Origin of the sequence: Mesorhizobium sp. LCM 4576, assembly GCF_001854815.1 — a bacterium.
Classification (GTDB): domain Bacteria; phylum Pseudomonadota; class Alphaproteobacteria; order Rhizobiales; family Rhizobiaceae; genus Mesorhizobium; species Mesorhizobium plurifarium.
This window is the reverse complement of sequence record NZ_MDDT01000024.1, coordinates 395278-417966: the sequence shown is the minus strand read 5'-3', so window position 1 is coordinate 417966 and position 22689 is coordinate 395278. Positions and strand designations below refer to the sequence as shown.

28 protein-coding genes and 1 tRNA gene are annotated in these 22689 nt (G+C 64.6%); 10 read left to right on the top strand and 19 right to left on the bottom strand.

Going from position 1 to position 22689, the window contains the following annotated elements:
• Positions 1-144: 144 nt before the first annotated feature.
• From LCM4576_RS15035 to LCM4576_RS15025, 3 genes are all read left to right on the top strand, one after another.
• A complete protein-coding gene (locus LCM4576_RS15035) occupies positions 145-1119 on the top strand; it encodes an adenosine deaminase (RefSeq protein ID WP_071032820.1) in 975 nt (324 codons plus the stop codon).
• Between the two features lie 126 nt (positions 1120-1245).
• Entirely contained in the window at positions 1246-1875 is a 630-nt protein-coding gene (upp, locus tag LCM4576_RS15030) for a uracil phosphoribosyltransferase (protein ID WP_071032818.1), read from the top strand.
• 205 nt (positions 1876-2080) lie between these two features.
• Positions 2081-2647 carry a TIGR02281 family clan AA aspartic protease gene (locus LCM4576_RS15025; RefSeq protein ID WP_071032814.1) on the top strand — a complete coding sequence of 189 codons (567 nt, stop codon included), beginning with the start codon at positions 2081-2083 and terminating at the stop codon, positions 2645-2647.
• Between the two features lie 5 nt (positions 2648-2652).
• Here the strand turns inward: LCM4576_RS15025 and deoA are convergent, their stop codons facing one another.
• The 6 genes from deoA to LCM4576_RS14995 form a co-directional block, all read right to left on the bottom strand.
• Positions 2653-3969: a thymidine phosphorylase gene (gene deoA / locus LCM4576_RS15020; RefSeq protein WP_071032812.1), complete on the bottom strand. Its 1317-nt coding sequence runs from the start codon at positions 3967-3969 to the stop codon at positions 2653-2655.
• Positions 3969-4772: a purine-nucleoside phosphorylase gene (locus LCM4576_RS15015; protein ID WP_041004856.1), complete on the bottom strand. Its 804-nt coding sequence runs from the start codon at positions 4770-4772 to the stop codon at positions 3969-3971. Before LCM4576_RS15015 ends, deoA begins: the two co-directional genes overlap by 1 nt.
• Positions 4769-5161, bottom strand: coding sequence for a cytidine deaminase (gene cdd / locus LCM4576_RS15010; RefSeq protein WP_071033152.1), 393 nt, complete (start codon positions 5159-5161; stop codon positions 4769-4771). Before cdd ends, LCM4576_RS15015 begins: the two co-directional genes overlap by 4 nt.
• A 61-nt stretch (positions 5162-5222) precedes the next feature.
• Positions 5223-6194, bottom strand: a complete 972-nt coding sequence (locus LCM4576_RS15005) for an ABC transporter permease (RefSeq protein ID WP_071032811.1) — start codon at positions 6192-6194, stop codon at positions 5223-5225.
• A gap of 1 nt (position 6195) precedes the next feature.
• Positions 6196-7335 (bottom strand): ABC transporter permease, encoded by a 1140-nt coding sequence (locus LCM4576_RS15000; protein WP_071032809.1) that lies wholly within the window; start codon positions 7333-7335, stop codon positions 6196-6198.
• Positions 7332-8864, bottom strand: a complete 1533-nt coding sequence (locus LCM4576_RS14995) for an ABC transporter ATP-binding protein (RefSeq protein ID WP_071032807.1) — start codon at positions 8862-8864, stop codon at positions 7332-7334. Before LCM4576_RS14995 ends, LCM4576_RS15000 begins: the two co-directional genes overlap by 4 nt.
• 257 nt (positions 8865-9121) lie before the next feature.
• Here LCM4576_RS14995 and LCM4576_RS14990 point away from each other — a divergent pair, with 257 nt between their 5' ends.
• A complete protein-coding gene (locus LCM4576_RS14990; RefSeq protein ID WP_040990189.1) occupies positions 9122-9331 on the top strand; it encodes a SlyX family protein in 210 nt (69 codons plus the stop codon).
• Between the two features lie 22 nt (positions 9332-9353).
• Positions 9354-9761: a hypothetical protein gene (locus LCM4576_RS14985; protein WP_041004859.1), complete on the top strand. Its 408-nt coding sequence runs from the start codon at positions 9354-9356 to the stop codon at positions 9759-9761.
• On the opposite strand, the gene LCM4576_RS14980 is transcribed toward LCM4576_RS14985, so the two are convergent.
• The 4 genes from LCM4576_RS14980 to LCM4576_RS14965 all read right to left on the bottom strand — a co-directional run bounded on the left by LCM4576_RS14980 (position 9756) and on the right by LCM4576_RS14965 (position 12626).
• Positions 9756-10214, bottom strand: coding sequence for a GNAT family N-acetyltransferase (locus LCM4576_RS14980; RefSeq protein ID WP_244508229.1), 459 nt, complete (start codon positions 10212-10214; stop codon positions 9756-9758). The genes LCM4576_RS14985 and LCM4576_RS14980 overlap by 6 nt on opposite strands.
• 65 nt (positions 10215-10279) lie before the next feature.
• A complete protein-coding gene (locus LCM4576_RS14975) occupies positions 10280-11269 on the bottom strand; it encodes a BMP family protein (protein WP_040990191.1) in 990 nt (329 codons plus the stop codon).
• Positions 11270-11505: 236 nt separating this feature from the next.
• Positions 11506-11832, bottom strand: a complete 327-nt coding sequence (locus LCM4576_RS14970) for a hypothetical protein (protein WP_071032806.1) — start codon at positions 11830-11832, stop codon at positions 11506-11508.
• Positions 11833-11930: 98 nt separating this feature from the next.
• Complete coding sequence (locus LCM4576_RS14965) at positions 11931-12626, bottom strand: DUF2569 family protein (RefSeq protein ID WP_071032805.1); 696 nt, start codon at positions 12624-12626, stop codon at positions 11931-11933.
• Positions 12627-13085: 459 nt separating this feature from the next.
• On the opposite strand from LCM4576_RS14965, the gene LCM4576_RS14960 reads away from it, so the two are divergent.
• Positions 13086-13175 (top strand) — tRNA-Ser (locus LCM4576_RS14960).
• Between the two features lie 38 nt (positions 13176-13213).
• On the opposite strand, the gene LCM4576_RS14955 is transcribed toward LCM4576_RS14960, so the two are convergent.
• Both LCM4576_RS14955 and LCM4576_RS14950 read right to left on the bottom strand, forming a co-directional pair.
• A complete protein-coding gene (locus LCM4576_RS14955; RefSeq protein WP_244510807.1) occupies positions 13214-13711 on the bottom strand; it encodes a GFA family protein in 498 nt (165 codons plus the stop codon).
• Between the two features lie 24 nt (positions 13712-13735).
• Entirely contained in the window at positions 13736-13951 is a 216-nt protein-coding gene (locus LCM4576_RS14950; RefSeq protein ID WP_040990195.1) for a KTSC domain-containing protein, read from the bottom strand.
• A 101-nt stretch (positions 13952-14052) separates the two neighbouring features.
• On the opposite strand from LCM4576_RS14950, the gene LCM4576_RS14945 reads away from it, so the two are divergent.
• The 3 genes from LCM4576_RS14945 to LCM4576_RS14935 all read left to right on the top strand — a co-directional run bounded on the left by LCM4576_RS14945 (position 14053) and on the right by LCM4576_RS14935 (position 16512).
• The gene (locus tag LCM4576_RS14945; RefSeq protein WP_071032801.1) at positions 14053-14664 is read left to right on the top strand and encodes an alpha-ketoglutarate-dependent dioxygenase AlkB; all 612 of its coding nucleotides are present in this window, start codon (positions 14053-14055) and stop codon (positions 14662-14664) included.
• A gap of 82 nt (positions 14665-14746) precedes the next feature.
• Positions 14747-15142: a hypothetical protein gene (locus LCM4576_RS14940; RefSeq protein ID WP_071032799.1), complete on the top strand. Its 396-nt coding sequence runs from the start codon at positions 14747-14749 to the stop codon at positions 15140-15142.
• A gap of 179 nt (positions 15143-15321) precedes the next feature.
• Positions 15322-16512, top strand: a complete 1191-nt coding sequence (locus LCM4576_RS14935; protein ID WP_071033150.1) for an NADH-quinone oxidoreductase subunit D — start codon at positions 15322-15324, stop codon at positions 16510-16512.
• 193 nt (positions 16513-16705) lie between these two features.
• Here LCM4576_RS14935 and LCM4576_RS14930 read toward each other — a convergent pair whose 3' ends face one another.
• Positions 16706-17140 carry a hypothetical protein gene (locus LCM4576_RS14930; protein ID WP_071033149.1) on the bottom strand — a complete coding sequence of 145 codons (435 nt, stop codon included), beginning with the start codon at positions 17138-17140 and terminating at the stop codon, positions 16706-16708.
• A 303-nt stretch (positions 17141-17443) separates the two neighbouring features.
• Here LCM4576_RS14930 and LCM4576_RS14925 point away from each other — a divergent pair, with 303 nt between their 5' ends.
• Positions 17444-17626, top strand: a complete 183-nt coding sequence (locus LCM4576_RS14925; protein ID WP_040990423.1) for a hypothetical protein — start codon at positions 17444-17446, stop codon at positions 17624-17626.
• Positions 17627-17668: 42 nt separating this feature from the next.
• Here the strand turns inward: LCM4576_RS14925 and LCM4576_RS14920 are convergent, their stop codons facing one another.
• From LCM4576_RS14920 to LCM4576_RS14895, 6 genes are read right to left on the bottom strand one after another with little or no spacing between them, the layout of a single operon-like run.
• Positions 17669-18460, bottom strand: a complete 792-nt coding sequence (locus LCM4576_RS14920) for a sugar isomerase domain-containing protein (RefSeq protein ID WP_071032796.1) — start codon at positions 18458-18460, stop codon at positions 17669-17671.
• Between the two features lie 23 nt (positions 18461-18483).
• Positions 18484-19251, bottom strand: coding sequence for a GntR family transcriptional regulator (locus LCM4576_RS14915; protein ID WP_071032795.1), 768 nt, complete (start codon positions 19249-19251; stop codon positions 18484-18486).
• A complete protein-coding gene (locus tag LCM4576_RS14910; RefSeq protein ID WP_071032792.1) occupies positions 19248-20120 on the bottom strand; it encodes an ROK family protein in 873 nt (290 codons plus the stop codon). The genes LCM4576_RS14915 and LCM4576_RS14910 overlap by 4 nt, the downstream gene beginning before the upstream one ends.
• Entirely contained in the window at positions 20117-20857 is a 741-nt protein-coding gene (locus LCM4576_RS14905) for a PIG-L deacetylase family protein (protein WP_071032791.1), read from the bottom strand. The genes LCM4576_RS14910 and LCM4576_RS14905 overlap by 4 nt, the downstream gene beginning before the upstream one ends.
• On the bottom strand, positions 20854-21711 hold the full coding sequence (locus LCM4576_RS14900; RefSeq protein WP_071032789.1) for a carbohydrate ABC transporter permease: 858 nt from the start codon (positions 21709-21711) through the stop codon (positions 20854-20856). Before LCM4576_RS14900 ends, LCM4576_RS14905 begins: the two co-directional genes overlap by 4 nt.
• Positions 21708-22640, bottom strand: a complete 933-nt coding sequence (locus LCM4576_RS14895) for a carbohydrate ABC transporter permease (RefSeq protein ID WP_071032787.1) — start codon at positions 22638-22640, stop codon at positions 21708-21710. Before LCM4576_RS14895 ends, LCM4576_RS14900 begins: the two co-directional genes overlap by 4 nt.
• Positions 22641-22689: the final 49 nt, after the last annotated feature.

The following is a 22689-nucleotide window of genomic DNA, read 5'->3' as shown; positions in this document are numbered from 1 at the left end:
CGGGACCATAGCCGATCGATGGTGCCGACGCTATTGTCCAAGGCGCGGTTTTCGGCCRCGCTTTCAAAACCCGGTCGGGCAAGGTCTTGCGTGATTTTCCGGCCAGCACCTGTGCGAGAGCAGCATACCGGACGGGATGACCGCATGATTTTGAAGGCCGAACTGCACTGCCACATCGAAGGCGCGGCGGCGCCCGAGCTCGTCGTCGCCCAGGCCCGCAAATACGGCAAGGATCCTTCGCCCTACATCCAGGACGGCTCCTTCGTCTGGCACGATTTCACCTCCTTTCTCGCCGCTTACGATTTTGCATCCGACCTGTTCCGCAGCGAAGAGGACTATGCGCGCCTCGCCGACCATTATCTGACCAGCCTCGCCCGCGACGGCGCCATCTATTCCGAGATCTTCACCTCGCCGGATCATGCCAAGAAGGCCGGGCTGTCGCCAAAAGCCTATACGGATGCGCTGGGCGAAGGCATCGTGCGCGCCAGGGCCAAGACCGGCATCGAGGGGCGCATGATCGTTACCGGCGTGCGCCATGTCGGCGTCGAGGCGATCGAGCAGGCGGCGCGCTTCGCGGCACGCTGCGGCCATCCGCTGGTGACCGGTTTCGGCGTCGCCGGCGACGAGCGCGTCGGYGATTTCGAGGACTATGTGCGCGCCGTCGAGATCGCGCGCGAAGCCGGCCTCGGCATCACCATCCATGCCGGCGAGCTGATGGGCTGGGAAAGTGTCAAGGCGGCGCTCGACCACATCCGCCCCGCCCGCATCGGCCATGGCGTTCGCGCCATCGGGAACCCCGACCTCGTCCGCCGCATCGCCGACCAGGGCGTGGTGCTGGAATGCTGCCCAGGCTCCAACATCGCCTTGAAGGTCTTCGACAGCTTCGCCGACCATCCCTTCCCGGCGTTGCGCGCCGCCGGCTGCAAGGTGACGCTCAACTCCGACGACCCGCCCTATTTCTGGACTTCGCTGAAGCGCGAATACGATATCGCCGCCGAGCATTTCCGCATGGACGACAAGGCGCTCACCGCCGTCACCAGGACGGCCGTCGAGGCGRCCTTCGTGGATAGGAAGACCAAGGCTATGCTGCTCGCCCGCGTGAATGGCGGCCGACGCTGATTTCGTCTTCCGGATTCGCTTCTTCCTCTGGATTCAGGGCAAAAGCTGTGGTGGATGGCCGCCGGGCGGTTCCTTGGCCGGCACATTGTCGCTAGGGTCGTCTCAAGCAAGTCTAAGGAGATCTCGATGCAGGGCGTCACCGTCGTCGACCACCCCCTTGTCCAGCACAAGCTGACCATCATGCGCAAGAAGGAGACCTCGACGGCCGGCTTCCGGCGGCTGCTGCGCGAGATTTCGCTTCTGCTCGGCTATGAGGTGACCCGCAATCTCGAGCTGACCACGACCATGATCGAGACGCCGATCGAGGAGATGGAGGCACCGACGCTGGAAGGCAAGAAGCTGGTCTTCGCCTCGGTGCTGCGCGCCGGCAACGGCCTGCTCGAGGGCCTGCTCGACCTGGTGYCGGCCGCCCGCGTCGCCCATATCGGCCTCTACCGCGACCATGAGACGCTGGAARCCGTCGAATATTTCTTCAAGGCGCCGAGCGATCTTGCCGACCGGCTGGTGATCGTCGTCGATCCGATGCTGGCGACCGCGAATTCGGCGATCGCCGCGATCGACAAGCTGAAGGGGCGCGGTGCCACCAACATCCGCTTCCTGTGCCTGCTCGCCGCACCCGAAGGGATCGAGCGCTTCACCAGGGCGCATCCCGACGTGCCGATCTTCACCGCCTCGATCGACCGCCAGTTGAACGACAAGGGCTATATCATGCCCGGCCTCGGCGACGCCGGCGACCGGATGTACGGGACAAAGTGAGCGCGTTTCTTAACTGGCCGTTTACGCAAGCTTGCGGTTCCGGCACGAGTTAAAATCATAAAAACCATGGCGGACTTAAGGATGCTGCTTTCGGGAGCAATTCCAGGAAAAGTGTGAAGCGGTTTTCCGTTCGGAATTGCTTCAAAACAAAGGGATAGAGCGGTTCAACGTTTCCTTGAAACGGTGAAACGATCTAGGGGCATCCATGCTGCGCAAGCTTCTCATCCTCGGCATCTTTGCCGGAACCTCGGCTTCGATTCCGATCGTCTATCAGGCTAACCCGCATCTGGTGGACGGCCTCTTGAAATCGACCGTCGCCCCGCAGCCGACAGCCCCGGAGGCCCAGCCGCAGGTCAATCTCGCTTCCGTCCCGGACAAGCCGGYGGCGCCGATGCCGCTCGGCCRCCAGGTGCTGGTCAACGCCGATGCGCGCGGCCACTTCACCTCGCAGTTCAAGCTGAACGGCCGTCAGATCGACGGCATGATCGACACCGGCGCGACATTGGTCGCCATCAACACCTCGACGGCGCGCAGGATCGGCATCTCGCTCAACCCGTCCGACTTCAATCACCAGGTGAACACCGCCAACGGCGCGATCAAAGCCGCCGTGGTGACGGTCTCGCGCCTGCAGATCGGCAAGATCTCCATCGACAACGTTCAGGCGATGGTGCTCGACGACAGGGCGCTGCAAACCAACCTGATCGGCATGAGCTTCCTGCAGCGGCTGCAGAAATACCAGGTTCAGGACGGCTCGCTGCTGCTCGTCCAATAGCCTGATCAGCGAGGCAGTATCCGCCTGAGCACGGTCTTTTCGGCGGGCGGCTTGGAACCCCCGATCGCATAAGCAGCACGCACCGCGGCCGCCGCCGCTTCGGCCTCCGCTTCGGTGCGCGCATGCACCAGCGCCAATGCCTCGCCCGAGCGCAGTTCGGCGCCGACCGGCAACAGCCGGGTCAAACCGACGGCGTGATCGATCTTGTCGTCCGGATGCGAACGCCCGCCACCAAGCGTGACGACGGCAAGCCCGATGTCGCGCGTGGCGATGCCGGTCACGAATCCGTCCTGTTCCGCTTTCACGGCCAGTTCGACCGGCGCCGTCGGCAGGTATTTTTCCGGCTTCTCGACGAAATCGCCGGGACCGCCAAGCACGGCCACCATCCGCGCGAAGACGGCGGCCGCTCGGCCGCCGGCGAGCGCTTCGGTCGCACGCCTGAGGCCATCTTGCTGCGACGAAACCAGCCCCGCCGACTGCAGCATCTCGGCTGCCAGCGCCAGCGTCACATCCTCCAGCCGGCGATCGCGATAGCGCCCAGTGAGGAAATCGACAGCGTTCTTCACCTCGACCGCGTTGCCGGCGGCCGAGGCCAGCGGCTCGTTCATGCCCGTCACCAGCGCCGATGCGCTCAGGCCGGCGCCGTTGGCCACCTCGACCAGGCTGTTCGCCAGGGCAACCGCATCGCGCGACTTCTCCATGAAGGCGCCGTTGCCGACCTTGACGTCGAGCACCAGCGAGCCCAGGCCCGCGGCGAGCTTCTTCGACAGGATCGAAGCGGTGATCAGCGGGATCGATTCGACCGTGCCCGTCACGTCGCGGATCGCGTAGAGCCGGCGATCGGCAGGCGCCAGATCGGCAGTCTGGCCGATGATGGCGCAGCCAGCCTCGAGCACCGTCTTGCGGAAGAGCGCCACGTCCGGCTGGCTGGTGTAGCCGGGGATGGCATCCATCTTGTCGAGCGTGCCGCCGGTGTGGCCGAGGCCGCGGCCCGAGATCATCGGCACATAAGCGCCGCAGGCGGCGACGATCGGCGCCAGCATCAGCGAGACATTATCGCCGACGCCGCCCGTCGAATGCTTGTCGGTGACCGGGCCCGGCAGGTCGGACCAATCGAGCACGTCGCCGGAATCGCGCATGGYGATCGTCAGCGCAACCGCTTCCTCGCGGCTCATGCCGTTGAGGAACACGGCCATGGCGAAAGCGCCGACCTGGCCTTCGGAGATGGTGYCGGCCGTCAGCCCGGCGACGAAGGCCGCGATCTCATCGGCCGAGAGCTTGTGGCCATCGCGTTTGCGGCGGATGATCTCCTGCGGCAGCATCAGTCGGGCAGACCGTCCTGGAAGACGCGCCGCAGGATCGTCGCCAGCCGCGCGCCGCCGACCGGCGCCATGTCCTTGGTTTCCTGGTGCGAGAGCTCCGCCCCGGTCATGCCGGCCGCCAGGTTGGTGATGACCGAGCAGGCGGCGACCTTGAGCCCGAGGAAGCGGGCGAGGATGACCTCCGGCACGGTCGACATGCCGACCGCCGTCGCCCCCATGACGCGCGCCATGCGGATCTCGGCCGGCGTCTCGAAGCATGGTCCGGAAAACCACATATAGACGCCTTGATGCAGCGCCGTGCCGGTTGCCTTCGCAGCCTTCTCGATCGCTCCGCGCAAGCCCGCATCATAGGCCTCGGTGAGGCCGACGAAGCGGCGGTCGCTCGGCTCGCCGATCAGCGGATTGGAGCCGGAGAAATTGATGTGGTCGGTGATCAGCATCACCGAGCCCGGTCCCATTTCAGGATCAATCGAGCCGGCGGCGTTGGTGAGGATCAGATGCGAGATGCCGATGCCGGCAAGCACCTCCAGCGCCGGGCGCATCGCCGCGGCGTTGCCGTGCTCGTAATAATGCGCACGGCCGGACAGCATCAGCACCGGTGTGCCGGCGAAATGCCCGGCAACCACCTCGCCGGCATGGCCCGAAACACCGCTGCGCGGGAAGCCCGGCAACTCGGCATAGGAGATGCGCCTGGCATCCTTGACCTGGTCGACCAGCCCGCCGAGACCCGAGCCCAGCACGAGYGCCGCCGTCGGCGCCAGCCCGTCCAGCTTCTCGACCAGATGATCCAGCGCTTCCATCATTTCAAGATATCGCCCCTGAAGCCGTAGGGCAGCATGTCGCCCATGGTGACCGTCTCGGCCACGCCGGTGTCGTCGCACAGATAAAGCTTCGTCTCCGGCCGGCAGAATTCCGCCAGCCGCTGCCGGCAGCCACCGCAGGGCGAGCATTTGGCCATGCGTTCGGCGATCACCGCGATCTCGACGATCTTGCCGCCGCCGCCCATGATATAGTGGCCGAGCGCCGTCGTCTCGGCGCACCAGCCTTCCGGATAGGACGCCACCTCGATATTGGCGCCGGTGAAGACGCGCCCGTCCTCGGTGCGCAGCGCGRCACCCACCGGGAACTTTGAATAAGGCGCATAGGCCTTGGCCATCGCCGTCTTCGCCGCCTCGAACAGATCATGCGACATCCGGTTCTTCTCTCCCACGATCTTGTTCAAATGCCGGTCGCCGCCGGACTAAAATTCCGGCTCAGCGTTCCTTCACATAGGGCACGCCGCCGGCGCGCGGCGGGATGGCCTTGCCGATGAAGCCGGCAAGCAGGATGACGGTGAGCACATAGGGCAGCGCCTGCATGAACTGCACCGGCACCTTGCCGATGATCGGCAGCGGCGAGCCCTGCAGGCGGATCGCTGCGGCATCGAGGAAGCCGAACAAAAGGCAGGCGAACATGGCGTTGACCGGCTTCCACTTGGCGAAGATCAGCGCTGCCAGCGCGATATAGCCCTTGCCCGCCGTCATGTCCTTCACGAAGCCGCCATTCTGCACCATGGAGAGATAGGCGCCGGCGACCCCCGTGAGGATGCCGGTGCAGATCAGCGCGCGATAGCGCAGCCAGGCGACCGAGATGCCGGCGGTGTCGACGGCGGCCGGATTTTCGCCGACCGCCCGCATCCTGAGGCCAAAACGGGTGCGAAACAGCACCCACCAGGTGAACGGCACCATGGCGAAGGCGAAATAGACCAKGATCGAATGGCCGGAGATCAGCTCGGCATAGATCGGGCCGATGATCGGCACATCCTTGATCGCGTCGGCGCCGGGCCAGGTGATCGCAGCGAAGCGTTCGCCCGGCTGCAACGCCGGCGTGCGTCCGCCTTGGCTGAACCAGGCCTGGCCGAGGATGATGGTCGATCCCGCGGCGACGAAGTTGATCGCCACGCCGGAGACGATCTGGTTGCCGCGATGCGTGATCGAGGCGAAGCCGTGCACCAGGGCGAAGGCGACCGAGATCAGCACCGCGGTGCCGAGGCCGATCAGCGCCGAATGGAAGACGGCGGCGGCCGAAGCGCCGGCAAAGGCGCCGACCAGCATCTTGCCTTCCAGCCCGATGTCGAAGATGCCGGCCCGCTCCGAATAGAGCCCCGCCAGGCAGGCGAGCAGCAGCGGCACCGAAAGGCGGATGGTTGAATCCAGCACCTGGACGATGGCGTTGAACGTGTCCATCTCAGGCCCCCTTCCCGTTCACCGCCTGCATGCCGACCGATTTCGGACTGACCGAGGCGAACAGCGCCTGGATATAGGGCCTGAACATATGCTCCAGCGCACCGGCAAACAGGATGACCAGGCCCTGGATGATGACGATCATGTCGCGGCTGATCGCCGGCATCTCGAAGGCAAGCTCGGCGCCCCCCTGGTAGAGCATGCCGAACAGGATCGCCGCCAGCACGATGYCGACCGGATGCAGCCGGCCCATCAGCGCGACCGCGATGCCGACATAGCCGGCGCCCGAGACGAAATCGATCGCGACATTGTGCTGGTCGCCCATCACCGGATTGAGCGCCATCATGCCGGCCAGCGCGCCGGAGATCATCATCGCGGTGATGATGATACGGGTTTCCGAAATGCCGGCGTAGCGCGCCGCCTTCGGGCTGTGACCATAGGTGCGCATCTCGTAGCCGAGCCTGGTGCGCCAGATCAAAAGCCAGACCAGGAAGRCCATGACCAGCGCCAGGAGGAAGCAGATGTTGAGTGGCGCGGAACGGATCTTGGCGCCGAACAATTCGATGATCCAATTGAGCTTCGGCAGTTCGGCGCCGGCGAGGAAATTGCGCGTCTGCGGCGCCTGCGAGCCGGCCGGCTTCAGCGGACCGACCAGCAGATAGACCATCACTGAGGCAGCGATGAAGTTGAACATGATGGTGGTGATGACGATATGCGAGCCGCGCTTGGCCTGCAGATAGGCCGGGATCAGGCCCCAAAGCGCGCCGAACGCCGCCGCGGCCACGATCGCGATCGGAAAGATCACCCACCAGGGCATCACGCTGTCGAGGCTCAGGCAGACGAGCGCGATGCCGAGGCCGCCTATATAGGCCTGGCCCTCGGTGCCGATGTTGAACAGGCTGCAATGCGCCGCCACCGCCACCGACAGCCCGGTGAAAATGAAGGTCGTGGCGTAGAACAGGGTGAAGGCGATGCCAGTGCCCTTGCCGAAGGCGCCTTCGACCAGGATGACGGCGGCGCGAAACGGGTTTTCCCCGACCAGCATGACGACGAAGCCGGCGACGATGAAGGCGACCGACAGGTTGATCAACGGAATCAACCCATAATCGGCCCAGGCCGGCAGTTTGGCGTAGGGCGTGCTCATTCGGCGGCCTCCTGGTGCTCGACGCCTGCCATCAGCAGGCCAAGCTCGCCTTCGGTCGCCTCCGGCCCGCGCTCGCCGACGACACGGCCGGCGAACATCACCAGGATGCGGTCGGAGAGCGAGCGGATCTCGTCGAGCTCGACCGAGACCACCAGCACCGCCTTGCCCTGGTCGCGCATGGCGATCAGCCGCTTGTGGATGAATTCGATGGCGCCGACATCGACGCCGCGCGTCGGCTGGCCGACGATCAGCACACCGGGATCCTGCTCCATCTCCCTGGCCAGCACGATCTTCTGCTGGTTGCYGCCGGAGAAATTGGCCGTCTTCAGCCGCGGATTGCCGGGACGGATGTCGTATTTCTCGATCTTGTCCTTCGCGTCGGCCATGATGGCGTCGACGTCGAGGAACGGTCCCTTCAGATAGCGCTCGTCGTCGTGATAGCCGAGAATCGAATTCTCGTTCTCCTCGAAGGCGAGCACCAGCCCGACATGGTGGCGGTCCTCGGGCACATGGGCGAGCCCGCGGTCGCGCAATTCGCCGGGATCGGCCTTGCCGGTGAGATCGATCGGCTTGCCTTCCAGCGTCACTTCGCCGGAGACCGCATGCCGGATGCCGGAGATCGCCTCCAGCAGTTCGGACTGGCCATTGCCGGCGACGCCGGCGATGCCGACGATCTCGCCGCCGCGCACGTCGAAGGAGACATTGTCGACCATGGTGACGCCGCGCGAATCCTTCACCGTCAGGTTCTTGACCGAGAGTTTTACCGCGCCGGCCTCCGACTGGCCCTTCTCGACCCGAAGCAGCACGCGCCTGCCGACCATCAGTTCGGCCAGTTCGCCGACCGTGGTTTCCTTCGTCACCCGGGTCGCCACCATCGTGCCCTGGCGCATCACCGAAACCGTGTCGGTGATCGCCATGATCTCGCGCAGCTTGTGCGTGATGAGCACGATCGTTTTTCCTTGATCCTTCAATTGCTTGAGGATGCGGAAGAGGTGGTCGGCCTCGGCCGGCGTCAAGACGCCCGTCGGCTCGTCGAGGATCAGGATCTCGGCGCCGCGGTAGAGCGCCTTGAGGATTTCGACGCGCTGCTGCAGGCCGACCGGCAGCTCCTCGATGACGGCGTCGGGATCGACCTCGAGGCCGTATTCGCGCTCCAGCCGGTCGAGCTCCGAGCGCGCCTTGGCGATGCTGCTCTTCAGCAGCGCATCGTTTTCGGCGCCGAGGATGACATTTTCCAGCACCGTGAAATTGTCGACCAGCATGAAATGCTGGTGCACCATGCCGATGCCGAGCGCGATGGCATCGTTGGAGGTGCTGATCGACACCGGCTTCCCGCCGACGCGGATTTCGCCGCTGTCGGCCTGGTAGAAGCCGTACAGAATCGACATCAGCGTCGACTTGCCGGCGCCGTTCTCGCCGACGATGCCGTGGATGGTGCCGCGCGCGACTTCCAGGTTGATGTCGCGGTTGGCGCGCACGGCGCCAAAACTCTTGTTGATGCCTATGAGCTCGATTGCGGCTTGCGCCATGCAGCCTGTCCCACTCGTTATTTTTTTATCGCTTGGTCAAAATGCCTAGCATGATGCCCCGCTTATGYCAATCGGCCGTTCACTCTCGACAAATCCCCGCGCCCTTGTCAATTTCGAACCTGAGCAGGTTCCGCAAAAGTGTCCCACGGTTTTGCGATCAGAGCCTGAAAAACTAACAGAGCTAAGCAGATATTCGTGGGGCAGCCCACGAATGTCTGCTTAGGTGGGAGCTTGATATTCGCAGCGGTGGGTTTTGCATGGCTATGCCTGACGATCGGCTGACGACGCTGGAAATCCGCGCCGCCGAGCAGGAAAAGACCATCGAGGAACTGTCCGGCCAGATCGCCGAGCAGTGGAAGGTTATCGAGCGCATGGAGCGCAAGCTCGCCGCCCTGACGGACCGGTTCCTGGAGCTGGAGGAGCAGACCGCTCCCGATGTTCCGGTGACCAAGCCGCCGCATTGGTGAAGCGCCATGGGGAAAGACGGCCATGCCTAGTGAAAGCGACCGTGTCGCCAGGGCCGGCGACTATGTCTTTGGCCTGATGAACGACAGGGAACGCGCCCGCGCCGAGCGCGACCTCGAGATCGATCCCGCCTTTCGCGACACGGTGCTGCGGCTGGCCGAACGCTTGCGCGCCTTCGATCCCGTAGGACTCGAGGCGCGCGACAATCGCTGGGAGCAGGTCACGCAACGCCTTGCCGAATTGCCGCAGATGCAGACGCGGCTGGGTGGCGTTGCCGGCCCTGGGACGGAAGCACCGCCGCCGATGATCCACCGGCTCGAACGCAAGCCCTACGGCATCGGCCTGCATTCGCTTGGCGGCAGGCTGGGCTTCGTCATCGCGCTTGCCCTGGTGGCCGCCTTTGCGCTCGGCTATCTCGCCGGAACGCTATAGTTTTCTCGACATCAGAAGCATCGGCTCGCCGTCCTGCTTGAAGGTCTCTATCCCCGTCCACCCGAGCGCTTCGTAGAAGCCGCGCGCCTGCCAGGTGTACAGGTAGAGCGTGCCGATGCCGGCCGACGCGGCATGGGCCTCGACGGTCTTGACCAGCGCCGTGCCGATTCCGCTGCCGCGGTAGGCTTCCTCGACGACCAGCCCGGCCAGCCATGGCGTCAGGTCGTGCGGCGAACTGATCTCGTCGCGAACGAGCAGGCAGCTCCCGATCGGCCGGCTACGCTCGCGGGCAACGAAAGCCGCCTCGAGGCCGTCGCCGGCGATCAGGCCGCGCAGCCCGGCCACGTCCTCCTCGAGTGTCCGGCCCGTGCCCTCGAAGAAGGCCTCGAGCCGAAGCCGCGCGATCGCTTCGACGTCGCCGTCTGCCATGGCTTCGATTGTCGGTCGCATCATGCCCGTCTCCAAAACGAAACCGCCGGGCGTTGGCCCGGCGGTCCAAAACCTGGTTCAGCTGCCGATCAATACGGGCAATTGTTGTCGGCGGTGTAGTCGTGCACCTGGACCTTGCCGGAGATGATGTCGGCCTTGGCCTTTTCGACGGCCGCCTTCATCTCATCGGTCACCAGCGCCTTGTTGTTGTCGTCCATGGCATAGTCGACACCGCCTTCCTTGAGGCCGAGATTCTCGAGGCCGCCCTTGAAGGTGCCGTTCTTGCCGTCCATGAAGGTGTTGTAGACGGCGACGTCGACGCGCTTCATCATCGAGGTCAGCACCTTGCCCGGCTGCAGGCCATTCTGGTTGGAGTCTACGCCGATGCCGAGCTTGCCTGCATCCGCAGCCGCCTGCAGCACGCCGACGCCGGTGCCGCCGGCCGCCGCGTAGACCACGTCGGCGCCCTGGTCGATCTGCGTCTTGGCGATCTCGCCGCCCTTGGCCGGGTCGTTCCAGGCGGCCGGYGTGTCGCCGGTCATGTTCTGGATGACGTCGGTAGCACCTGCCGACTTGGCGCCGCCGACATAGCCGCATTCGAACTTGCGGATCAGCGGGATGTCCATGCCGCCGATGAAGCCGACCTTCTTCGACTTCGACGCCATCGCCGCCAGGATGCCGACGAGATAGGAGCCTTCATTCTCCTTGAACACCAGCGAGCGGACATTGGGCAGGTCGACGGCATCGTCGATGATGGCGAAATTCAGGTCTGGATAATCTTTCGCGACCGCTTTCAGCGCGTCCTCCCAGGCAAAGCCGGCCATGACGATCGGGTTGCGGCCGTCCTCGGCGAAGCGGCGCAGCGCCTGCTCGCGCTGCGAGGCGTTGGAGACTTCGAACTCGACATAGGCGACGCCGGTTTCCTTCTTGAACTTCTCGGCGCCGTTATAGGCGGCCTCGTTGAAGGATTTGTCGAACTTGCCGCCCAGATCGTAGAGGATGGCCGGCTGCACATCTGCGGCGAAAGCCGGAAGAACCATTGCGGTTGCGGCCAGAAGGCCGAGAACGATACGTTTCATGTGATCCACACCCTGTCGGTTATTTTTCCGTTTTGYACCGCCTGCCAGCCCGGTTCTCCGGCAGGCTGGCGACGCCAGGCAGGAAGTGTTCTCCCCTCCCGCTCGCGGTCAATCTGGCACGGCGCGAAACAAAATTCACGTGGAATTTTGACCTGTTGGAAAAAGCGGTTACCGGCGGTTGGGCTCGGCGACTTCACCGTAGCCGTCCGTCCGCAACAGCTTCAAAACAAGGGCCTTCAGGGAGTTGGTGCGAATTCTGCGCCGCGGCGCTTGCGCCGGTAGCCGATGGCGTAGAGCAGGAAGGCAAGCACCGCGAACACCGCAAAACCGGGTTGCGCGAGCACCCAGGCGGCGGCGCCGTCCCAGACCAGCGGGCCTGCCTTGGCGCGCACGAAAGTCTCGAATGCCGCGCGGGTGTCAGGCGAGACCGCGAGCCAGCTTGCGTTGAGCGGCGTCATCACCAGCGAGGAGGCTGCGACCGAGCGTGTGGTGTCGATCACCGCCATGATGACGGAAATCGACAGCGCAACCATGGCTGCCAGCCGAAAGATGAAACGCAACATCGACGCTCTCCCCGGGAACGCTCCGTCTACCCCGCAACCGACATAGAGCGTGCGTGGTTCCCGCGCAATCGCGGCCCCATGAAATTGACACCGTGAAATTAGCGGGCCGGCGCCGTTCTGCGCCGGTTCACCCGCCAGACGGCGAAAATACCGCCGGCGACCGCGCCCACGATCAGGCCGCCCAGGCCGATAAAAGCCGCGAAAAATCCACAGGCGCCCTCGAAGCAGCTCATATGCGTCAGGTCGGCGATCAGCGAACCGGCGAAGAACCCGCCGAATGCGCCGATCACGCCGCCAAGGATGATGCCGAGCAGCGCGGCAAGGATCGAGACGAAGACCGGCGGACGCTCAGTCTCCGGATTGGCATAGACGGTCTCGGAGCCGGCGCCATTCCGCAGGAGGTAGATACAGAGCAGGCCAATGGCGATCTCGGCCACGGTGAAGCCCAGCGCCTCTACCGAGAAGACGAAGGCGTAGGACACATAGGCCTGGCGCAGGACGAGCCAGATGATGATGGCGACCTGCCAGATCGTGTAATGGCGAGGAAAGCGGGCCGAGCGGTTGAAGGCAAGCCCAAGCAGGTACAAACCCCACAGGATGGTGATCACGCCGCCAGCCAAGCCGCCATAGACGAGCAGGAATGCATTTTCCGGCAGGCTGAAATCGCCGATCAGCCGCCAGTTCGCGATCAGGCCGTAGGCCGACAGGCCCATGACGATGACGAGCCAGGCCACCGGGACGAAGGAAAGCCCGCTATCCGGCCGCCCCGCGGGTTGCTGGTCGATCGACGCCATGCCAGGACGATGCCCCTCGCCCGAACAATTCCTGGAAAGGCACGTGGCTGCTTTCCGTCAGGAACTGCAAAAACTGAACCGGCAACTCCAGGGAAGCTCGCAACCGTTCCAACCGGGATTGCATGAAAACAAAGAGTTCGGGCAGTCGACAGYCGCGCGGAGCCGAAGTCAAGCACAGCCAGTTGGGAGCGGCCGGCCTGTGCACATCATTCGAACGCTTCGGCCCTCCTGAACACACGGCTCTGCCCTTTTCACGGCAAAAGCCGCGGCAATGCCATTATGGCTTGGCATTCGCTTTCGGATCGACTAGATGAGCCCCGCGCCTGTTTGCCTAGACGGCTACCGGTGCCGGGAAGGTTGTCCGCCGGTTGAAGGCAACTATATGTCCGTTGTGGACTTCCCATGGGAGCATCTCCCCAACCCGCGCGGCGAAACCGGCCGGCGCGAGATGTCAACGACGGAGAGGTGGCCGAGTGGTTGAAGGCGCACGCCTGGAAAGTGTGTTTACGGGAAACCGTAACGCGGGTTCGAATCCCGCTCTCTCCGCCATAAACTTTCATGATATTTCAGCCCGCGCGCGCAGCGCCTCAGGAACGGTCGCGCGGATTTCCAAATGAAGGATCGCGCCGGCGCGTGTAGCCATTCACGCGCGGCAACCCGTCATCCATGACGATGAAGGGCAAGCGCATTTCCCAATAGGCCTGGGCTTGYGGCGCAAACCTCTCGGGCGCGTCCATGAAACCGGCCGAAACATAGAATTCGTCCGGAAGGCCCTGATCGGCATAGCCGATGGACGTGCCGCATTTTTCGCAGAACGATCGCACCACGCCTCTGGTTTTGGAGAATGTCTTGGGGCTCGCACCCATCCATCTCACCTCGTTTGGCCGATATCCGATCCAGATCGTCAGCGGACTGYCGATCGCCCGCCGGCAATCGTCATCGTGATCGAAGCAGATCCAGAAAGGCTCCCCGGTAAACTCTGCTGAAACCTTGCCGCAGAAACAGCGGCCTTGCTCGATACGAATCATCGGGTGGTTAACCTCCGGGACCTGTTGTCGAAAAACTCTACGTTGCGCGGCCACCATCCCTCTGTTCACACCGGCCAGCGCTCAATGGCCGCTTCCATGCTCGACCAGGTGATATCTGAAACGATCGCGCACGAATTCGTTGAAGAATTGCCCTTTTGAGAACGCCGCCTTGAAAGCCGTGTAGATCTCGGGTCCGACGTCCTCATAGTCATAGCGCTTGCCAGTTGGGACGAACCATACCGAAAGGACCCGCTTCGACCGATCGTAATGGATATTCCGGATCGCGGTGGAAGGCATGTGCCGCCTCCTGGTTTCCCCCTTAATCCTTCGTGCGCCTCTGGGTTCCATCATGCCTGGACCGGCCTTGCAGAAGCGGTCTCATTGCCTATGTGATCCGCATGTCATCAGCCAGGAACCGGACCGGCGGGGGCGCTTTCCAAGGCGATCTCTTCGGCGCGCCTGCCAGCGCGCCGCCCGCACCCGAAGGCTTCTCCTATCAGCCGGACCTGATTACCCGCGACGAAGAGCATGCGCTGATCAGTCAAATCCAGGACCTGCCCTTCAAGCCGTTCGATTTTCACGGCCATCTTGCCAACAGGCAGGTCGTCGGCTTCGGCCTGCGCTATGACTATGAGCGCCGCCAGGTGCTCGAAGCGCCGCCGATTCCGGACTTCCTGTTGCCGCTTCGCGTCAAGGTCGCCCTCTTCGCCGGCGTCCCGGCATCCGAATTCGCGCAGGCGCTGATCAATGAGTATCGCCCGGGCGCCGGCATAGGCTGGCACCGGGACAAGCCGCATTTCGAGCTCGTCGCGGGCGTTTCGCTGCTGGCGCCCTGCAGCTTCCGACTGCGCCGCAGRAAGGGCGCGGCATGGGACCGTGAAACGATCGAAGTCGAGCCCAGGTCCATCTATCTCATGGCCGGGCCGGCGCGGAACGAGTGGGAGCACTCCATCCCGCCTGTCGAACGCCATCGCTATTCGGTGACGTTCCGGACAATGCGGGCTCTTTAGGCAGTCGCACCGGCGACMATCCGGGAACCATCGCCGGGCCCCGGGGTTGTGTCGTCAGATTTCGAGATCGAAAGGAAAGACGATGCGTATGTTGACGATGGTCCTGACGCTGTCGGCAATGGCATTGGCGCAGGCGGCTTCCGCTCAACGCGCCGATCCGCAGCCGCCGCAAGCCCTGCCTCCCGCCCAGGAGCCCATCCCCGGCCAGCCCCAGCCCGGCCAGGACGATGCCGCCCAGAACGTCACCAATATCGTCGTGGTGGCGATGGAGGACCTGCCTTCGGAAGTGAAGGCGCAGGCCGAAGCCATAGTCACCAGGACGACCGCCAAGGAACTGGCCAAGCTGCAAAGCTCGGTCGACGCCTCCCCCGAGGCGACGTCGGTTCTGCATGCGAACGGGCTGAATTCCTCGCAGGTCGTCRCCGCCAACATCGACGGTGACGGCACRCTGACGCTGATCATTCAGACGACGGCCTGACTAAAGCATGTCTCCCGAAAGCGGGAACCGGTTTCGGGACTAAAGACATGCGTAGAATCAAGAACCTAAAGCGCAGGGAGCGAATCTGAAAGATCGCGACGCGCTTTAGGGGCATGACCCGGCCGAATGGCGCTGACGGCCGCGGTTCGTATTCGATCCTCACTCTTGCGGAGGCCGTCATGACCGAAGCCGCAGTCCGCAACTTCACGCTCAACTTCGGGCCGCAACACCCTTCGGCGCATGGTGTGCTCAGGCTGGTGCTGGAGCTGGACGGCGAGATCGTCGACCGCGCCGATCCGCATATCGGCCTGCTGCATCGCGGCACCGAGAAGCTCATCGAATACAAGAACTACCTGCAGGCCCTGCCCTATTTCGACCGGCTCGATTATGTCGCGCCGATGAATCAGGAGCATGCCTTCTGCCTCGCCGCCGAAAGGCTGCTCGAACTGTCCGTTCCGCGGCGTGGCCAATTGATCCGCGTGCTGTTTTGCGAGATCGGCCGGCTCTTGTCGCACCTTCTCAACGTCACCACGCAGGCCATGGACATCGGTGCGCTGACGCCGCCGCTCTGGGGTTTCATCGAGCGCGAGAAGCTGATGGTTTTCTATGAACGCGCATCCGGCGCCCGCATGCACGCGAATTATTTCCGCGTCGGCGGTGTGCATCAGGACCTGCCGGAGGATCTGCTCGACGACATCTGGGATTTCTGCGATCCGTTCCTGAAGGCATTGGGCGATCTCGATGAACTTTTGACCGAAAACCGTATCTTCAAGCAACGCAATGTCGATGTCGGCGTGATCTCGCTCGATGACGCCTGGGGCCTGGGTTTCTCCGGCCCCATGGTGCGCGGCTCGGGCGCCGCCTGGGACCTGCGCAAGGCGCAGCCCTACGAATGCTATCCGGAGATGGATTTCGACATCCCCATCGGCAAGCACGGCGACTGCTACGATCGCTATCTGGTGCGCATGGAAGAGATGCGCCAGTCGGTGCRCATCATGCGGCAATGCCTGGAAAAGCTGCGCTCGGYCGATGGCCGGGGTCCGGTCGCCGTGCCGAACCAGAAGATCACGCCSCCGCCGCGCGCCACCATGAAGCGCTCGATGGAAGCGACGATCCAGCATTTCAAGCTCTATACCGAAGGCCACCGCGTGCCCCCCGGCGAAGTCTATGCGGCGGTCGAAGCGCCGAAGGGCGAGTTCGGCGTCTATCTGGTCTCGGACGGCAGCAACGTTCCCTATCGCTGCAAGATACGCGCGCCCTCCTTCGCCCATCTCCAGGCGATGGATTTCCTCTCGCGCGGGCATATGGTGGCGGATGTCGCGGCGATCATCGGCTCGCTCGACATCGTCTTCGGCGAGATCGACCGCTAGAGCAATTCCAGGAAAAGCGCGCATCGGCTTTCCGTCGGGAATTTGCGTGAAAACAGGAGGCTCGGGCGGCTCTGCGCGAAACGCTGAACCACTCTGTTGAACCACTCCAGAGAGGGAGCGCGGAGAACCGGTCAGGACTCCACCGCTCCCATCAAGGTCTGATCGGTCGCGATTGCATGCATCGCGGCCGTCGCTAATGCATGAACACCGCTCTCAACCAGGCAAGAATACCCGCGCCCGGAGAGATCGCCGCGCGCACGCGCGATGCCGCCCAGCGGGCCGGCATGTTGGCGCCGACATGGCAATGGCAGACGACCTCGTGCAGCTGCCAGTCGCTCATCTCGAAGAAGCGCTTGGCTTCACCGTAAGTGTCGTCCTGCAGGCCTTGCGCGCGAAAGATCGGATCCTCGAAAGCGACGGTGATCGCCGATCCGTCCGTGCGCATCCTTTGACGCACATCGGGCGAAGCGTATTCGGTCCCCGTCAGCGCCGTGAGGCGGCGGCCGGGGTTTTGTTCGAGGAGTTGCGCCCAGCGCTCGAGGCGCTGGCCCCGATTGGCGATGAAAGCCGGCGCTTCGGCATGAACGTCGGCAACGGCGTTGATTTGGTCAAGGGTTTGGTGCTTCACGGCCGTCTCCTTGTACAGGCACAATTGGCCACCCGCTGACAATGGAACTAAGGCACGGCCAGTCGCCGGCAAGAGCTGAAACAGGCGCGCGGAATCATTTGATCGCCACTTGCCGTCGTGGCGCGGCGCGGTCGTGTTGGAACCATCCGTGGGCATGGCCGTTCTGCCAGCTTGCGCTGCCGCGCGCTCCCGACGAAGCGTCTGAATGCGGCGGCGACCGCACCATCGTTTCAGGGCGGGCAGCAGATTCCGGGTTTTGGATCGCAGCAAAGCTCGTCGGGCGCAGAGCGGAAGGAAAACGCGATGGCCATTCTCCCCAATCCGGACCCATCCCCCACCCCGGTGCCTACGCCGCCGCCGATCCCGGAGCCGAAGCCGATGCGCGAGCCGGATCCCGACCGGTTGCCCGACGAGGAGCCGATCCCCAATCCCGACGAGAATGACGCGCCCCCCAAGCATTCCGCAACCGGGCGGCGCCGGCGCTGACGGCCTTGCGGGAGGCGCGCCGATGCGCCTCCCGAGCCACCATCATTCCCCGCGCATCGTCGCCTGGAAGGCGGGCAGGTGCTTCTTCTGCGCCTCGATCATGCGCTCGCGGTAGACGCCGTAGATGACGTCGGTGTCGTGCAGCGTCACGCCCGCGATGGTCGGCGAGGCGAAGACCGGCAGCTCGATGCCGCGCTTCGACAATTGCTCGGCGGTGCGCGCGAGCAGCTCATGCGCCATGATCATCGCCAGCACCGTCGAGGACCCCGCCACCGGGCGGCTCCAGCCTTCGATCGGCACCACCGCGTCCTCGATCGGCGAGCAGGTGTCGATGACGAGGTCGGCGGCGTCCGCCAGCCTTTTGCCCGAGGAATGCGTGGCCGGCTTGTCGAGATTGTTCTTGCTGGTGACGGCGACGACGAAGATGCCGCGCTTCTTGGCATAGAGCGCGGTGTCAATGCCGGACGAATTGCGGCCGCTATGGCCGAAGATGATGATTGAATCGCCCTTGTTCAGCGGCTGGTGGTCCAAGAACTTCTCGGCGTATTTCTCCGTCCGCTCCAGCCACAAGAGCTCGCGCACGCCGCCGGCGCCGAGCACGTTGTGCCACATCACGCGCGGGTCGGTCAGCGGATTGAAGCCGACGAAGCTGCCATAGCGCGGGAACATCTCCTGCGCCGGCAGYACCGAATGGCCCGAGCCGTAGAGATGGACCAGCCCGCCATTTTGCAGCGTGTCGGCGAACCGGCTTGCCGCCTCGCCGAAGGCTTCCGAATTGGCCTTCGATGCCTGTTCGATGAGGGCGACGAGACGGGGGATGTAAAGATCGGACACTTCGGTACTCCTGTTTGATCGTGTCAGCTTCTGGTGTTCGGGAGGCGGCCGGCGCGCAGCGTCGAGCGTATCTCGTATCGGTCGCCGCGCATGACGGAGACGGTGAATTCGAACGGGCCGCGCTCGTCGATGGTGATGCGCTCGACGACGAAGGCGGGACTGCCCGCGGGTAGGTCGAGCAGCTCGGCGTCGGCGACGCTGACGGCGCCGACGCGATAATTCTCGCGCGCCTCGACCGGCACGATGCCGTATTGCCGCTCCAGCGCCTCGTAGAGCGAGCCCTTGAGCAGCCCGGCATCCAGGAAGCCCGGCACGCGCGCCGCCGAAAGCTGCGCGGTCTGAATGCCGATCGGTTCGTTGTTGCCCAGCCGCAGGCGCCGGATCCGCACGATGGGATCGCCCTCCTCGATCTCCAGCGCGCCGGCCGCAGCCGCATTGGCAGTGGTCAGGCTGCAATCGAGCAGGCGCGAGCCGGCGACCACGCCGATATTGCCCATTTCCTGCGTGAAGGAGGTGAGCTCGCGCGTGCCGGCGACCAGCGTGGCCGAGCGCACGAACGTGCCCCTGCCGTGCTCGCGCCTGAGCAGCCCGCTTTCCTCCAGGTTGCGCAGCGCGTGGCGCAAAGTGATGCGGCTGACGCCGAACAAGGCGCAGAGCCGGTCCTCGGCCGGGATCTGGTCGCCGGTTGCCCACTCGCCGCTCTTGACGATGGCGCGGATCGCCTCCTCGACCTGATACCAGAGCGGCTCGGGCCGCCTGCGGTCCGGCTGCTGAAAGCTCGCTTCGCTCATCGGATCTGCCTCCACCCGCTTCCCGCCTGCCCGGCAAGCGCGGCACCGACCAGGCCGGCGCGGGAGCCGAACAATCCAGGCTTGAGTTCGATGCCGCGCAGATGCGGCGGCAATTGACGCCGAAGCGCCGCAAGCAATGGCGGCGCGATCACATCCAGAGCATCGGCAAGGCCGCCCGAGACGAGGATGACGCCCGGATCGAGCAACCCCACGGCGCCGGCGAGCGCCGTGCCGAGCTGGCGCGCCGGCACCTCGAGCAGGGCCTGCGCGGCAAGCTGGCCTGCCTTGGCGGCTGCGATCAGCTGGCGGCTGTCGGCCAGTCCGATCTGCGCGGCAAGGGCGTCCAGCGCACGACCGGAGGCGACACGTTCCAGCCAGCCGCTGCGCTCCTCGCCGTGGTCCTTGATGTCGGCGCTGGCCCAGCCGAAGGAGCAGGCGCCGCCGTGCGCGCCGGCGACGATGCGACCGTTGGCCAGCACCGCCGAGCCGATGCCTGTGCCGATGGCCAGCAGGATTGCATCGGATACGTCCTTGGCCGCGCCTTGCGCCGCTTCCGCCAGAAGCGCGATCTGCGCGTCGTTGCCGACCGCCACGCTCATATCTCGGAACAGCGCCGCGATATCGACGCCATCGAGCCAGGGCAGGTTCGGGATCCAACGGCAGACCGACCCTTCAGTCAGGCCGGGCACCGCAAGCCCGAGCGCTTTGGCTTCGCCTGCGGCCGCAAGCGCGCCAACGCGCGCGGCGAACGCGTCAAGGCTTGCCGGCGCCGGCTCGCGGACCTGCGGCGCAAGGACGCCGATATCGCCGGTATGGACGGTGGCGCGCAGATTGGTGCCGCCGAGATCGATGGCGAGAATCGGTGTCATGTCTCGCGGCTCCGATCGGCGGGCGGCGCGAACAGTCCGCTGCCGGCATTCCAGGAATGCGAGGCCGCCGCGAAGGCCTGCGCATGGCGCGTGCCGCGCAGGCAGCCGCGCAGCCGGTAGAGTGCGCTGTAATAGTCGACATAGGGAAAGCTGCTCAGGCCCCGCGCCAGCTCATACTCCATCACCGCCTCCTGCCAGGCGTCGAAGCCGGCGCTGACGTCGACGAGATGCTCGGGGCGGAAACCTTCGTCGTCCTCCCAGTTCTCGCCGAAGAGCAGAAGCTGCGGCGTATGCGCGGGATGGGCACGCTTCAGCGTCGGCAGAGCAGAGAAGAAAATGCCGGTCTGCGTGAGCTGCGCCGCCGCGCGATGGTCCTTGTGCCAGCTGCCGTGCCAGTGCGTGATGACAATCTCCGGCTGCACCCCGCGGATGACGTCGCAGACCTRCAAGGCGGTCGCGTTGTCATTGGGCAGGAAGGCGTCGCGCAGCTTCATGTTGCGCATCGAAACACCGAGCCGCGCGGCGGCCTTCGCCGCCTCGTCCTCCTTCTGCGCCGAATAGTGCTCCGGAATCAGGCAGGGATGGCCCTGCTCGCCCATCGACAGATGCAGGAAGGTGACCTGGGCTCCATTCTTGGCGGCGGCCGCCGCAAGAGGCCCGGCGATGACCTCGGCGTCGAAGGCATGCGCCCCGACGACCAGGATCGAGCGCGCGGCATAGACCTTGTCCTCGATCATTTCATGCCTCCCCCGGCGCCGACGCCCTCGCGAATCTGGCGCGCCAGCAAACAATACATGATCAGGATCGGCGCCATGGAGATCGCCAGCGAAGCGAACACCAGGCCCCAATCGGTGCGGAACTGTCCGACGAACACGCTGATGGCCAGCGGCACGGTCTTGTAGCGGTCGTCGAAGATGAAGATCAGCGGGAAGAAGAAATCGTTCCACACCGCGATCGCCGTGAAGATGGCGACGATCGACACCGCCGGCTTCACCATGGGCAGCACGATCTGGAACAGGATGCGCGTCTCGCCGGCGCCGTCCATGCGCRCCGCCTCGTCGAGCTCGGACGGCAACACGCGCATGAAATTGGCGAAGATGAAGACGGCGAAGGGAATGCGGATCGCCGAATAGACGAGGATCAGCCCGGTGAGCGAGTCAAGCAGGCCGAGGGAGCRCATCAGCGTGAACAGCTCGACCGAGGCCAGCCGGATCGGCAGCATGATGCCGGACAGGAAAAGGCCAAGCATGATGCCGTTCCAGCCGAGCCTGTAGCGGCTGAGCGGATAGGCGGCCATGGCCGAGACGATGATGGTGAGGACCACCGCGCCGCCGGTGACGATCAGGCTGTTGACGAAGTTGTGGCCGAGATCGGCCCGCGTCCAGGCGCGGACGAAATTGTCGAACGCCCAGCTCTGCGGCAGGCCGAGCCGGTTGTCGTAGATCTCGGCTGTCGTCTTGAAGCAGGAAACGATGAGGATGTAGAGCGGCAGCAGCACCGCCGCCGTCCAGGCCAGCAGGATGGTCCAGCCGGGCAATTGCGCGAGCCTCTGCGGAATTGCCAATGTTTGCTGACTGGGCGGCGTGTTCATAGCTCGACCGTCCGCTTGTCGAAGAAGCGCAGCATCAACAGCGTGCCGATGCTGAGGATCAGGAACAGCATCGTGCCGAGCGCCAGCGCCAGTCCGATGTCGGTGATGCCGACCGCGCCTTCCGCGCCGAAGGCCAGACGGTAGAAATAGGTCACCAGCGTGTCGGTGGCGTAGCTCGGATTGCCCTGCACCCCCTGCATCACATAGACGATATCGAACTGGTTGAAGGTGTYGATGAAGGAGAGCGTCGTCAGCGTGCCGAGCGCCGGCATCAAGAGCGGCAGCGCTATCGCATAGAGCATGCGCGCATTGCCGGCGCCGTCGAGCTTCGCTGCTTCGAACACCTGCGGCGAGATTTGTCTCAAGCCCGCCGTGTAGATCAGCACCGGCAGGCCCATCCAGTTCCAGGCGTCGACGGCGATCAGCATGCCGAGCGCGGTGTGGCTGTTGCCGAGCACGGTCAGGCTGCCTTGATGCAGGCCAAGCCCGTTCAGCGCCCATTCGACGATGCCGCCCGGCGCCAAGAGCAGCCGCCACAGCGCGCCGACGATGACGGGGCTGAGCACCGCTGGGAAGAAGAACACCGACTGGAAGAAGGCAGCGCCCCTGCCACGCAGGAAAAGCAGCCAGGCGAACAAAAGGCCGAGCCCGTTCTGCAGCACCATGATGYCGAAGAACCACACGACGTTGTGCCAGAGCGCGCCGTAGAGCCGCGCCCCGCTCGGGAACACGAAGAGCCGCGAGAAGTTTGCCAGCCCCGCGAACTCCTGCATGCGCAGCCCCTTCCAGGTGAAAAAGCTGCCCCACAGCGACAACAGCAGCGGATAGAGCACGAACAGCCCGTAGACGGCCAAGGCCGGCAGGATGAACAGCACCGCCATGCGCTGCTGCGTGCGCTGAAGGCTGGTCGTGCGGCGGGGCTTGATCATGCGCTGCGTTCTGTGGGGCAGAGATGTCGGCCGTCTGACGGCCGGCCGG